15 protein-coding genes are annotated in these 12,185 nt (G+C 40.2%); 2 read left to right on the forward strand and 13 right to left on the reverse strand.

The window, feature by feature from the left end; all coding sequences use genetic code 11:
• Positions 1–49 precede the first annotated feature (49 nt).
• From V6Z54_RS00495 to V6Z54_RS00510, 4 genes are read right to left on the reverse strand one after another with little or no spacing between them, the layout of a single operon-like run.
• Positions 50–1,243, reverse strand: coding sequence for an ABC transporter permease (locus V6Z54_RS00495; RefSeq protein ID WP_338527591.1), 1,194 nt, complete (start codon positions 1,241–1,243; stop codon positions 50–52).
• Positions 1,230–1,931 carry an ABC transporter ATP-binding protein gene (locus V6Z54_RS00500; protein ID WP_041084979.1) on the reverse strand — a complete coding sequence of 234 codons (702 nt, stop codon included), beginning with the start codon at positions 1,929–1,931 and terminating at the stop codon, positions 1,230–1,232. The genes V6Z54_RS00495 and V6Z54_RS00500 overlap by 14 nt, the downstream gene beginning before the upstream one ends.
• Positions 1,928–3,025, reverse strand: coding sequence for an efflux RND transporter periplasmic adaptor subunit (locus tag V6Z54_RS00505; protein WP_269103656.1), 1,098 nt, complete (start codon positions 3,023–3,025; stop codon positions 1,928–1,930). Before V6Z54_RS00505 ends, V6Z54_RS00500 begins: the two co-directional genes overlap by 4 nt.
• Positions 3,026–3,034: 9 nt before the next feature.
• Positions 3,035–3,661 (reverse strand): YIP1 family protein, encoded by a 627-nt coding sequence (locus V6Z54_RS00510; RefSeq protein ID WP_041084981.1) that lies wholly within the window; start codon positions 3,659–3,661, stop codon positions 3,035–3,037.
• A gap of 517 nt (positions 3,662–4,178) precedes the next feature.
• On the opposite strand from V6Z54_RS00510, the gene V6Z54_RS00515 reads away from it, so the two are divergent.
• Positions 4,179–4,556: a hypothetical protein gene (locus V6Z54_RS00515; protein WP_034281609.1), complete on the forward strand. Its 378-nt coding sequence runs from the start codon at positions 4,179–4,181 to the stop codon at positions 4,554–4,556.
• A gap of 47 nt (positions 4,557–4,603) precedes the next feature.
• On the opposite strand, the gene moaD is transcribed toward V6Z54_RS00515, so the two are convergent.
• From moaD to V6Z54_RS00545, 6 genes are read right to left on the reverse strand one after another with little or no spacing between them, the layout of a single operon-like run.
• Complete coding sequence (moaD, locus tag V6Z54_RS00520; protein WP_039178180.1) at positions 4,604–4,837, reverse strand: molybdopterin converting factor subunit 1; 234 nt, start codon at positions 4,835–4,837, stop codon at positions 4,604–4,606.
• A complete protein-coding gene (locus V6Z54_RS00525) occupies positions 4,830–5,321 on the reverse strand; it encodes a molybdenum cofactor biosynthesis protein MoaE (protein ID WP_269103660.1) in 492 nt (163 codons plus the stop codon). Before V6Z54_RS00525 ends, moaD begins: the two co-directional genes overlap by 8 nt.
• Positions 5,318–5,842 carry a molybdopterin-guanine dinucleotide biosynthesis protein B gene (mobB, locus tag V6Z54_RS00530; RefSeq protein ID WP_269103661.1) on the reverse strand — a complete coding sequence of 175 codons (525 nt, stop codon included), beginning with the start codon at positions 5,840–5,842 and terminating at the stop codon, positions 5,318–5,320. Before mobB ends, V6Z54_RS00525 begins: the two co-directional genes overlap by 4 nt.
• A complete protein-coding gene (glp, locus tag V6Z54_RS00535; protein WP_338527592.1) occupies positions 5,824–7,101 on the reverse strand; it encodes a gephyrin-like molybdotransferase Glp in 1,278 nt (425 codons plus the stop codon). The genes mobB and glp overlap by 19 nt, the downstream gene beginning before the upstream one ends.
• A gap of 9 nt (positions 7,102–7,110) precedes the next feature.
• Positions 7,111–8,127 (reverse strand): thiazole biosynthesis adenylyltransferase ThiF, encoded by a 1,017-nt coding sequence (locus V6Z54_RS00540; protein WP_338527593.1) that lies wholly within the window; start codon positions 8,125–8,127, stop codon positions 7,111–7,113.
• Positions 8,128–8,157: 30 nt separating this feature from the next.
• Positions 8,158–8,739, reverse strand: a complete 582-nt coding sequence (locus V6Z54_RS00545; RefSeq protein WP_041084987.1) for a molybdenum cofactor guanylyltransferase — start codon at positions 8,737–8,739, stop codon at positions 8,158–8,160.
• Between the two features lie 84 nt (positions 8,740–8,823).
• Here V6Z54_RS00545 and V6Z54_RS00550 point away from each other — a divergent pair, with 84 nt between their 5' ends.
• Positions 8,824–9,741: a sigmaE regulated sporulation protein gene (locus V6Z54_RS00550; protein WP_338527594.1), complete on the forward strand. Its 918-nt coding sequence runs from the start codon at positions 8,824–8,826 to the stop codon at positions 9,739–9,741.
• A gap of 43 nt (positions 9,742–9,784) precedes the next feature.
• On the opposite strand, the gene rok is transcribed toward V6Z54_RS00550, so the two are convergent.
• The 3 genes from rok to ahpA form a co-directional block, all read right to left on the reverse strand.
• Entirely contained in the window at positions 9,785–10,357 is a 573-nt protein-coding gene (gene rok / locus V6Z54_RS00555; protein WP_075611339.1) for a transcriptional regulator Rok, read from the reverse strand.
• A gap of 479 nt (positions 10,358–10,836) precedes the next feature.
• Entirely contained in the window at positions 10,837–11,295 is a 459-nt protein-coding gene (locus V6Z54_RS00560; RefSeq protein ID WP_024424727.1) for a TlpA disulfide reductase family protein, read from the reverse strand.
• Between the two features lie 82 nt (positions 11,296–11,377).
• Positions 11,378–11,920: a biofilm-specific peroxidase AhpA gene (gene ahpA, locus V6Z54_RS00565; protein ID WP_003211758.1), complete on the reverse strand. Its 543-nt coding sequence runs from the start codon at positions 11,918–11,920 to the stop codon at positions 11,378–11,380.
• Positions 11,921–12,185: the final 265 nt, after the last annotated feature.

A 12,185-nucleotide genomic window follows, 5' to 3' on the forward strand; every position in this document is an offset into this window, starting at 1 on the left:
GGTAATGAAGGCGAATGTAAACCGTTTGTATGCTTTTTACTTCTCTGAATTATTCATACCTGAGCGATTCAATAGGGTCTAGTCTCGCTGCTTTATTCGCTGGAATTAACCCAAAAACAATACCAATGAGCATACTAAACAGTACGCCTCCACATACTACTTGCCAAGATACAAGAGACGGCCAGCCGGCAAATATTGATACTAACGAAGCACCGCCTAAGCCAAGTGCAATCCCCATCAACCCGCCTATGAGTGTTAAAACAACAGACTCAATTAAAAACTGAACGAGAATTTGAGCCCTTGTTGCTCCCATCGCCTTTCGAATACCGATTTCTCTCGTCCTCTCTGTCACAGAAACGAGCATAATATTCATCACACCGATGCCGCCGACAAGTAAAGAGATACCAGCTATTGAGCCAATGATCGTTGTCATGACGGACGTTATTTGCCCGATACCTTCTGCGATTTCTTCCATATTGATCATTTCGTAAGCATCTTCTGTATGATGATTTTCATTTAATAGGGCAGCCGCGCTCTTTCCTACTTCCTTCATTTGATCAGCATGTGCTACTTGAATAGACAACTTATCATATTCATTCATACCAAATGTGGAGGTGAGCATTGCAAAAGGGACATATATTTCGTTCATATCAAATGAAAACATCCCTTTCTGTTTTGCTAACACACCAATGACTTCAACTGGCTGTCCGTTCATCCAAATCAGTTCGCCTAATGCCTTTTGTCCGTTGAATAGTTCTTTTTGTAAGCCATCTGAGATGAGAGCAGCTCTTCTGCCGCTTCTAAAGTCAATATCTCTTAAATTCTGTCCTTCTGCGATTTGTAATGAATGTACATTCGTATACCCTTCATTTATACCGTTAACTGTCGCATCAACTGTCGTATCTTGAAATCTCAGCTGCATTCCTTGTGCAGTCGAGGAGGCGACCTGCTTCACCCCATCGATTGTTCTAATGCTTTTTATGTCTTCCTCAGTAAATGCGGCTTCGAATAAGGCATTTGGATTTGCATTTAATTCTTCGTCAGAAGGCGTATATGTCATATCAATGGTATTGTTTGGACCTGAAATCGATCCTTTTAACATTTGCTCACCGCCTTGACCGATCGCCACGACTGCAATGACTGATCCAACACCAATAATAATCCCAAGCATCGTTAAAATAGAACGTAATTTATGAGCTAAAACCGAATTCAGCGCTATTTTGATATTTTCAAAGAGTTTCATTCATAGCGTCCCCTTGTATCCATCTATCTTCAACAAGCCGTCCATCTCTCAAAACGACAGTCCGATTTGTATACGCAGCTATTTCTTCTTCATGGGTGACAAGCACAATCGTTGTCCCTTCCTCATTCAGCTGTGTAAACTGTTCCATAATTGAGATGCTTGTTTTTGAGTCGAGAGCACCAGTCGGTTCATCTGCTAAAATCAGCTGAGGCTTATTGACAATCGCTCGTGCAATTGCCACCCTTTGCTTTTGTCCTCCTGACAACTCACTTGGCATATGTTTCATTCGATCTGCCAAACCAACCTTTTCAAGTGCCAATTCCGCACGTTCTTTTCTTTCCTTTTGACTGATCCCAGCGTAAATCATCGGCAGCTCCACATTACGCCTCGCATTTAACCTTGGCAGCAGGTGAAATTGCTGAAAAACAAACCCAATAGATTGATTTCGAATGACTGCAAGCTCTTGATCCTTTGCTGCTGACAGCTCTGTACCTTGAAAATGATATTGTCCTGTCGTTGGGCGGTCTAAACAGCCAATAATATTCATTAACGTTGACTTTCCAGAGCCGGACGGGCCCATAATGGACATATACTCGCCTTTTTCAATGACAAGATTCATGTCACTTAATACATCAAATGTTTCGTGTGCGACCTCATAGCTTTTTGTCACGTTGGAAAGCTGAATCATTCAGCATTCACTTCCATTCCGTCATACATGTCATCTGTTGGATGAGCAATGATTTGATCCTCTGCCTTGACACCTTTTGTCACTTCAAGATCATGACCTGACGTTTCCCCTATGACCACTTTTACTTTTTTCAGTTCATTTTTTTCAACAACATAAACGTATTGTCCATCAGTCTCTTTTTTTACCGCTGTTTCAGGAATCGTTTGCGCTTGGCGCTTATCTGTTTCAATTTCCATGATCATTTTAAAACCAGGCTTCGCCTCAGGTTTCTTTCCCTTTATTTCTACTACAACAGGATATTGAACCGTTTGGTCGCTCGAAGTTGTTTCGGCTGCTGTCTGGACAGGAACAGCGCCTACTTTTTTCACGACTCCTTGCCAGCTCTTCCCGCGAATGACATCAGACGTTACCTTCACTTTTTGTTTCTTTTTGATTTTTATGGCATCATACTCTGAGATCAAACCCCGCACGATCATTTTTTTCTCATGACCAATATGGATGATTGGCTGCCTTTCTTCCGGCTTGCCTGCCCCGGCCTCTTGCTCAATGGAAATCACTGTTCCATCAATTTTACTATGTACGGTTAAATCTTCTATTTGAGCCTTTACTTTTTCATGGCTGATCTCTGCTTGCTTTTGTTCTAATTCAGCCGCTTTCAGTTCTAATTGAAGCTGATCTCGCTCGCTATTGTCATTAGCTCCTGCTTTTTTCTCATCTAATTCAATCAGCCTATTTTGCAATTGTTCCAGTTTTAATGTACTTGATTCAGCGGCTAGTGCTTGCTGCTGCTCCTCAAGCTCCAGTTCCTTATTTTCATATGTAAGAAGCGGCGTTCCAGCCTTTACCTTTTCCCCTTCTTTCACAGCAATTCCCTTCAATTTCCCCTTTTCCTCTTCTTCATAGATGAACTGCTCTTCAGAGAATGAAAGTGTCCCGGGTGTCATCACGGTAGATGTGATTTCTTTTGGTGTGAGTTTGACTGTTTCAATCGCTGCTGTAGAAGCAGGCTTTGCTTGGTTTTTCGCAATATTAAATCCAATAAATAGTCCAATCACAATAATTAAAATTGATCCGATGATGATTTTCTTTCTCATAAAAACCTTCTACCCCCAGCTTACTGATATGTTAATTGCCGTTCCTACATATTGGAAAATTAACGATAAGATATAAAAAACGCCTATAATCACCCAAGAAATTCTCGGAGATATACGTCCAACTTGGATGAATAAAAAGCCTGTTAAAACAAGATTCCAGATCACAAATAGATCGATATTGGCTAACACCGCCTGCCATGGACCAGAAATTCGAATGAGCGCATTTAACGAGGTAATCGTGATGTCTTTTGGAACATGAAAAAGGATGACTGCCAAATGAGAAATAATCGTCCCAATGATCGTAACGGGTGTAATGAACAGAACCGCTGAAAACAGCTGCCGAAATGATGCATCACCTTTCGCTAAAAATACAATGAATTTATATATAGCCGCATTGATGACAATTCCAAATACCAGACCAATGAGCGTCACCACATAAACAACAGGTACCGGCAAACTTAAATCTGCCCACATTCCCTTATTTACGAGCTCAGACAAATAAGTCACAACGACTGTTAAAATAAGCACACAAGATAAAGGCCACCAAACAACTGGATTTTCCCACACTCTTTTCAGGTGCTCTGATGGTCTTGTACTCACTCCAATGATCGTGGGTTTTTGCATGTTTTCATTCATCAAATGTCATCCTCTCTATGTCAAGCAAGTATGCAAACGCACAATGACGCTCTTTTTCTTTCTATTTTATCAAAAGATTGCCAAAAAGTGATCAATCATTTAATTTTCTTATTTTCAATGAGAAAAATTTTTATCTATTATTCTATTTTCACGAATGAAACACTTCAAATGCCCCTATGATCCGACCATATTCATATCAAGAATCGTGCTTTTACTGACTTAAAAACATTTTATTAAGTAAACAATATGTCTTTCGGAATAAATATCCTTTTCTTTTGGATTCGCATGGACTTAGATAGACACAACAATTTTTTGTTAAAATAATCCTAGTAATTTCGACAAATCTCGGCTTTATAGGACTATGATTGGTTTCTTTTATAGAACAAATAAGTCTTTAGTATCAATACTTTCATATTAAAAAATTAAAAAGAAAGGGATTTTACTTGATCAAAAGTTATTTTTTCATATAATGTAAAATAGAGGTAGGTTAAATGATAGTGGAAATGGAGTCAAGTGAATGTTAAGAGAAAAATTGAAAATGCAATTGATTTTACTGTATGAAAAGGAACAAGAAGCATGGCAATACTTTCGAAAGGAAAGAGAATCGATTTATCATGAGCTCAAATTACTTGATATGAAAGAAAGCAGACCTTCTAATGACAAAATATACTACGCTGCAAGATGTGTAGATATTATCAAAGAGAAAAAGGGAAGCATTGTGAGCACAAAAGAATTAAAGGAACAGCTTCAAGCCCAAACAGATTTCAATGTGAGACGAATCAGCGAATTGTATGATCTCATTCAGCAGCTCGATCCTCACATTTCTAAAGCAAGAAGGGGATGTTTTATTTACGAAGATCACACCCAAGTACCTCTACAAACTTTTCACACATAAAAAATTGGTTACAGCCGGGTGGCCATAACCAAATCCTCTAATATCTATTATCCACCACTTACAGGAGGAATGAGTGCAACAGTGTCCCCGCTACGCACTTCAGCATTTTCCCTCGTATATATTTCGTTGACTGCAACCATTACGTTTTGTGCAGCATCAACACCATATACCTCCTGTAATTCTATTTTAATCTCATCAACCGTTGTTTGATCTTTTTGAATGATGATTTGTTGTTTACCGGCCTTCTCAGCAAGGCCGGCGAACAATAATACATTAATCATGCTGATCACCTTCTTTCTCTGCAAGTTGAAGTTTGCTAGGTTTACCTTCTGGATATGAAACCGTTTCAAGCTGATCACCTATCCAGGCCTCTCCGTCTTCCCAATATTCTTTTTTCCAAATGGGAACGATCTCCTTGATTCGTTCAATGGCATATTCATTGGCTTCGTAGGCAGCCTTCCTATGAGGAGACGAAACGGCGATCGCAACAGCAATATCCGTTATCTCAAGTGTTCCAATCCGGTGCACAATTGCTGCTTCAGTGTCAGACCATCGATTCTTGATTTCTTGTCCAATCTGCCTTAGCATGCTTTCCGCCATTGGTATGTATGCTTCGTAGGTTAAACGCAATGTTTTCTTGCCGTTTGTCCATTCTCTGACCGTCCCGATAAACGTCGTAATCGCCCCTGCCTTTCGTCTTGTCACATGCTGAATCAATTCGTTTACCTCAATCGGCGTTTTTGTTATTTTAAAAAGTTCGCTCAAAACGTGCCGCCTCCCTTCAATAAGTGAAAAGCAAATGTCATCCCGCGCTTATCAAAAGCTGAAAACACAGGAAACGGGTAATTTTCGGTTAATTGATCCTCTTGAGAAAAATAAATAGCTGCTTGTATATTGGAAAGAGTGGAAAGGTCAATAAGCTCCTCTTCATTCTTTACACAAACGATTTTGCGATAAGGCGCCTGTTTGTACCCCTCTATGAGCACAGCGTCTAACGGAAGATGCTGACACATGTTGAGCAGCTGCTCTAACGTGAAGTCCTGCATCGAAAAGTGAAACTCACCTTCTCCTTCCACACCTGCGGCATAGGCACCTGCCTGAATATATCGATCAGTATCTTTTTCTTTGAAAAGACGATCTGGTGTCCCGCCATGTCCATGGTGTTTAAAGCAGCCTAGCTTCAGCCCTTCACGTTCAGCCAGCTGACAGAGCTTTTCGATCAACGTAGTCTTGCCGCTATTTTGATAACCAACTACCTGTAATATGCTTAATTTGTCATCCAGCATGGAGACCCACCGCCTTTGTGCTGAAACAGCAGAACATCAACTTGATCACCTGCTTGAAAACCTCTTGTTCCCCCAGGCAGCATGATGAAACAGTTAGCTTCTGCAATTGAGGTCACTGCACTTGATTTATCAAGACCTGTCGGAGTCACACTCATCTGACTGCCAGTGAATTGAAGGGCCCCCCTGACAAAACGAGTAAACGGATTGGCTTTTGGAAAATCATGTGTAAGTTTCGCCTCAGCAAAAACGGGAAACGGATTTTCTTTCATATACCATTTATAAATGATCGGTTTGACAAATAATTCAAAGCCTACAAAACAGGCAGCAGGGTTTCCGGACAGCCCAAACAGCAATTGACCATTCGGCATTGCCGCCACAGTCGTCACACTTCCAGGTCTCATGGCTACTTTATTAAACAGTACCTTGGCTCCCAGCTTTTCATAAATGGCAGGCAGAAAGTCAAAATCACCCACTGACACACCGCCTGTTGTGATCAGAATGTCTACCTTGCTTATGGCTGCTTTTACTGCATGATAACTTTTGTCAAAATCATCGGAGACTCCGCCTAAATCTAGCGGTTCAGCTCCGGCCTCAAGTACTTGCGCATAGACCATACTAAGATTACTATTTCTAATCTTGCCGTCCACCACGGCATCACTTACTTGAAGAAGCTCTGTGCCCGTTGAGATAATTCCAATCACCGTTTTTTTGACAACTGACACTACCGCATATCCGAATGTCGCCAATAGAGCCGTGACGCCAGGAGTGACACCTGTTCCTTTTTTGACCATCACGTTTCCTTTGAGTACCTCTTCTCCTTGACGAGAAATATTGTCTCCCTTTTTCAGCGGTCTTTTCAGTGACATGAATGATTTGCCTTCTTTTTCGAAAGTCTTCGTCAGCTCAATCATGATGACGACATTTGCGCCATTTGGAATTTTTGCTCCTGTCATAATACGGATGGCCTGAAAGGGACCGATGGTTTTTGCTGAGACCATTCCTGCACCAATATGATCAATGACCTCGAATTCAACTGGGTGCGCACTTGACGCTTCTTTTGTGTCTTCTGCCCGAAGTGCAAAGCCATCATACGGAGAACGATCAAATGCCGGAACATCATGGTCTGCCAAAATATCTTCTGCAATAAACCTTCCAAGGCTATCCTTTAAAGGGACCCATTCTATTTCTCCATGTTTTTCGTATTGGTGAACTTTCTTTATGGCCTCTTCTACTGATATTGGCTGCCGTCTTTCCATCACACTTCACTCCTATATCCCTAGCAGTCTTGCTAGTAATGAATTGGCTTCTTTTTCATCATTTGTTCCATGGATTAATGCACGTCCCCCTTTGAAACAGACCATTCGGTAATTTTCGTAGCGTACATGGATTAAGAAGTCGTTTACTTCCACCTCACATATAGATGAGAGACGCTCTTTTATATGCTGAAATGAGAGTTTTGCTAAATCCTTTGAAACAATTTGAACAGTGTCACGTCCGCAAAGGACCGTCGATTTTTTACGCTGATCATGTAAATAAGGATAGGTTCTTGCCGTGCCGCAAGTTGGACAGGTCTTCTCTTTAGTGCGAGATAAATCCATTTTAAAGGATGTAGACTGCCAAAGATCAAACGTGACAAACCTCCGCTCGATTTGCTCTTCATGACCAGTTAAATATTTGAGTGCCTCTGTTTGCTGATAAGCAGAAACCATTTGAACGGCAGGTGAAATAATCCCCGCTGTATCGCACGTCAAGCCGCCAACAGGCATTGCCGTGAACACACATGATAAACATGGCGTTTTATCCGGCAATATGGTCATATACATCCCCTGACTGCTCACACAAGCGCCATATATCCACGGCGTCTTCGTTTCTAGTGATAAATCATTCATCACCATTCTTGTCTCAAAATTATCTGTTGCATCAATGACGATATCTGCTCTCTGGAATAACGGTCTTAACAGCTCCGCCCCTGCATCTTCAATCAGGGCGTGTATGGTCACTTCATGATTAATCTGCTCGAGACGTTTTTTTGCGGCAACTGCTTTTGGTACATGTGCCTTTGCATCTTGTTCCGTGTACAGCTGCTGCCGCTGTAAATTTGAAAATTCCACATAATCACGATCGACAATCGTCAACGTACCGATGCCAGACCGGACAAGCCCTTCCGCAGAAGCGGTACCAAGTGCGCCGGCTCCAACGATCAGAACATGACTTTCAGCCAGCGCATGCTGTCCTTTTTCCCCAACCGGAGGGAACAAAATTTGTCTTGAATATCGATCATTCAATGCTGTTCTCTCCTCACCGTTTTTTATGTATCATATCATACCGTTTTCAGGTAAATCGCTTCTTTTATTGATATTACGAAATTCATTTGATGTCACGTTCAGCTCTTCCTCTGAAACGATACGCACCTGAAGCTTTTGAAGCAAATCTTTAATGGCTAATTGATTCTCTTTTAAACACGCGCGAATAAACGGCAGAGAGCGGCGGTGATAAAGTGCAAATAAAGGCTGTAATCTGCCCTGAACAAGCGGGATAATGGCATCTGCGCGCTCACTGCAATAGGATGATAATACTTTCGCCGTTTCCTTCCGTATGAAAGGCATGTCACATGCCGTCACTAAATACCAATCTGCTTCTTGCTTTTGCATCGCTGTATATATGCCGGCAAGCGGTCCGCATCCGCGCACCTCTTCATCATCTAACCAAACACTTTGTTCACCTCTTGCTTTGAAAAAAGGAAGAAGCGATGGATGACTGATGATGACAGTCTGCCTGTCTAAAAGCTGCTCTTTCACATGCTCATATAATGGTTTCCCTTGAAACATATGGCTTGCCTTTGGCTCTCCAAAACGTCTGGAAGCTCCTCCAGCTAAAATCACATTCACTACGTGCATCCTCTCATCCTCCTTTGATATGGTTGTTCTAATCGCACTCCTTTCGCATACTTTATTGGTAACATGAATAAGGAGGGTCTATCGATGAACAGGCGCCATGCTTCTCCCCTATTCCATGATTTATCTCAAGAGAATTTATACTTAAAAGCTGAAACTGCGAAATATCAACAAATGATCTCTGATTTACAGTCCTCATATACGTATTCTAAAAATAAGAAGTTAACTCAAGAATATCATGAGATGAAAAAGGATTTCACGCAATTAAAACAACAATTGGATGAAATGACCAATGATCAACATGATGCTGCCTCAAAAATACAGGATCTCTCCTACAGCAAATCAGAATTGTTACATAAAATGGTCCTTCTCCATGAGATGCTGCAAAAGGAAACCTATCATAGAAGAAAAGAAACCGAAGAAAAACACAAGCTGCATTTGAAAGTTGTCAAATATAAGGAAATCTCGCAACAATTAAATGAACGGATAGAAGATCAAGATAAACGACTTGCAAAAGAGGAGAGAAAAGGAAATACTTTATCCGCTGTGATTGAAAAGCTGCAGCAAACTTTGGGCGATAAAAACGCAGAGCTCCATGTATTACAGGAAGGCGTCAGACACCTTCAAGAGCGTTTTTATGAAACGCAGGAGAAATTACTGCAAATTGAAAAAGCAAAAGAAGCGATTTTTTATGAAACGCTCACGAGCTATCAAAAGCAGTTAGCAGAAAGCGAGGAATGGATCGCATCTCATTTTGCTGATATTGACCAGTCAGCACAAACAAATTCACAGCCATTCTCACGAGACCGCATCCTGCAAACGACAGAAGAAATCGAACCGATTTTGAAGAAACTCAACGAACAAGTTCAAACACTTCAGGAACAAGTCGATGCTGTGCAGCGTAATGGAGAAGTCATGACAGTCAAAATCGACGGCTTTAAAAAACAACGTGATCACCTGCCTAAGGAACGCAAAATTGTCTATACAGTTGATCAAAAGAAGTAATGAAATAAAAAACTGCTGGCTTGACGCCCAGCAGTTTTTTTATTTATTCGTCTTCTGTTTGAATGTCGCCTTCTAAAATATACTGTCCGCGATAAGGCTTCTTCACTTCAGGATACATTTTAATTAAGCTTTGCATAAACGTTGTCATATTTGGGATTTCAAGACCGCTCTCTTTTTCGATCTCTTTTTGAAGCTCTGAGCTTTTAATCGCTGCATTATGACGTTTTAACGTTTTAATCGCAGCTTCACGTAGCTTCGCTGCCTTTGAGCCAGGACGAGCTGTGCCTCTTCTGCGTCTTGTCGATCCTTCAGGAATACCTACAGGTGCACCGTTTAGCTGTCCTGTTGCTAAAGATGATGATTGTGGTTGTGCCGGCTGCTGATAGCTTCTCATTTCTTGCGCAGCAAGCTCAGCTAATACAGGCAGTGAATCTGTCTTTCTTTCTGTACGTACTTCTTTTTTTGTATCTGACACTAGACCTGTTCCTTGACGGTCTAATTCTCTTAATTTTGCATAAATCGCATCGCGCTCAATTTGATATTCACGGATGACCTTTACTTCTGCCTCGTTTAATTGTTCCAATCGTAAACGTAACGCTTCCCTCTCATTAAACAATGGATTTCCCCCTCATCATATAAAAATATTCTATAGTAAATATTAGATTAGAAAACTAATTTTATCAACTATTTTTTTATCATTTTACAGTTTGCTAACAGATAGGTATTTTCAACTAAAATTTTGCCAAAGAAGAAAAATCGGCACCCATTTCATTGCCACTATAGGCTTTTGACAAACCTTAAAATATTGTAAAAAAATTGAATAAACGCTTATACTACTTGATTTATATAGTTATTTACCTAACTGAAATTTCTTTTGTGCAAAAACGTTCTGAATAGTAAAAAGTTAAAATCTTTACATTTTCATTTCAAAACAAAAATGTAAATAGGTCGTTATACCTTTTTGTTTCAGGGATATTTTTTAATAAACTCCCTCATTTTCTCTTTTCTTAGGAATAACACCTATATACAAGCTCGTCCAGTGCAATATGCCGCCTGTTTTTGCCCATGAAAAAACCCCCATTTATGGGGGAAAGCCTATTCTGCAGCCTTTTCAGACTCAGAAAGCACTCGATTCACACGTTTTTCAAGCATTTTCATTCCGCTTCCGCCAGCTTGAAAGTGACGCAAAGCACCTGTTTTATCAAATACATAATATGCCGGTACATATTCATTTTCAAAGGCTTCTGTTAAGTGATGATCACTGTCCACAAAGATTGGCTGCGTGATTTCATGCTCTTTCGCAACTTCTTTGATTTTTTCTAGATCTAGGTCATCCTCTGAACGAGGCATATGAACTGCCACAACGTTTAGTTGATCCTTGTATTCATCACGGAATTGATTGACTTGAGGCATTGCCTCTTTACAAAGATGACAGCTGACTGACCAGAAATGAATTAATGTTGGTTTGTCACCAATCAAATCTTCTTTTGTTACTTCTCCATTTAACCATTCTTTTGCACCAGTTAGTTCTGGCATTGGTTGACGTAATTTCATTATGAAGCGCCTCCATCCATTGTATGTGTCGAAACAAAAAGGTCTAACATCAGTTAGACCCTCCTGTTTCTTCAGTTATCAATTAAAGTGTTTTTTGACCAGGTTTCCAGTTCGCTGGGCAAAGTCCACCAGTTTGTAATGCTTGAAGAACACGTAATGTCTCATCTACATCACGACCGATATTGTTGTGGAATACTGTTTGGTATTGAAGTTCGCCTTCTGGGTTAATGATGAATAAACCGCGAAGAGCAATTCCTTCTTCTTCAATTAAAACGCCGTATTCTCTAGATACTGTGTGGTTAGTATCAGCAGCTAACGGGTATTTTAATTCACCTAGACCATTGTCTTTACGGTCTGTATTGATCCAAGCAAGATGTGTGTGGATTGTATCAGTAGATACACCAATGATTTCTGCATCTAAATCTTCGAATTCGTCATAACGATCGCTCATTGCTGTAATTTCAGTTGGGCAAACAAATGTGAAATCCATTGGATAGAAGAAAAGAACTGTCCATTTGTCATTCTTCATGTTTTCCTCTAAACTCACTTTACCAAATTCCTTGTTAGCAAGTACTGCTTCCATTTCAAAACGTGGAGCTTGTTTTCCTACAAAACGCTCTGCCATATGTAAATCCCTCCAAAAAATAATATCTTTATACAGGCTTCTTAGCTGTATATAAAATGAGAATCAAATCTTAAAATTCTCATTTAGTTAATAACTTCACAATTACAATTATAATACTTATGCGATTTTTAGTCAATATTAATTAATAATAAATTTAATTAACGATTTGTCACAATTTCCTGCTTCACCTATCAAAAGTTTAACATGACTTGCATAAGGGAACAAATGATTAGCTTCTCTTTTAGAGCATACATATAGAAAGGTT

Origin of the sequence: Bacillus sp. MAG717A (assembly GCF_036884855.1) — a bacterium.
Classification (GTDB): Bacteria; Bacillota; Bacilli; order Bacillales; family Bacillaceae; genus Bacillus; species Bacillus safensis.

Excerpts from the sequence above, each read along its gene's own strand:
- V6Z54_RS00500 (WP_041084979.1), bottom strand. The coding sequence starts at position 1,931 with ATGATTCAGCTTTCCAACGTGACAAAAAGCTATGAGGTCGCACACGAA.
- moaD (WP_039178180.1), bottom strand. The coding sequence starts at position 4,837 with ATGATTAATGTATTATTGTTCGCCGGCCTTGCTGAGAAGGCCGGTAAA.
- V6Z54_RS00510 (WP_041084981.1), bottom strand. The coding sequence starts at position 3,661 with ATGAATGAAAACATGCAAAAACCCACGATCATTGGAGTGAGTACAAGA.
- V6Z54_RS00495 (WP_338527591.1), bottom strand. The coding sequence starts at position 1,243 with ATGAAACTCTTTGAAAATATCAAAATAGCGCTGAATTCGGTTTTAGCT.
- V6Z54_RS00505 (WP_269103656.1), bottom strand. The coding sequence starts at position 3,025 with ATGAGAAAGAAAATCATCATCGGATCAATTTTAATTATTGTGATTGGA.
- ahpA (WP_003211758.1), bottom strand. The coding sequence starts at position 11,920 with ATGGCAGAGCGTTTTGTAGGAAAACAAGCTCCACGTTTTGAAATGGAA.
- V6Z54_RS00550 (WP_338527594.1), top strand. The coding sequence starts at position 8,824 with ATGAACAGGCGCCATGCTTCTCCCCTATTCCATGATTTATCTCAAGAG.
- V6Z54_RS00515 (WP_034281609.1), top strand. The coding sequence starts at position 4,179 with ATGTTAAGAGAAAAATTGAAAATGCAATTGATTTTACTGTATGAAAAG.
- V6Z54_RS00545 (WP_041084987.1), bottom strand. The coding sequence starts at position 8,739 with ATGCACGTAGTGAATGTGATTTTAGCTGGAGGAGCTTCCAGACGTTTT.
- mobB (WP_269103661.1), bottom strand. The coding sequence starts at position 5,842 with ATGCTGGATGACAAATTAAGCATATTACAGGTAGTTGGTTATCAAAAT.
- V6Z54_RS00560 (WP_024424727.1), bottom strand. The coding sequence starts at position 11,295 with ATGAAATTACGTCAACCAATGCCAGAACTAACTGGTGCAAAAGAATGG.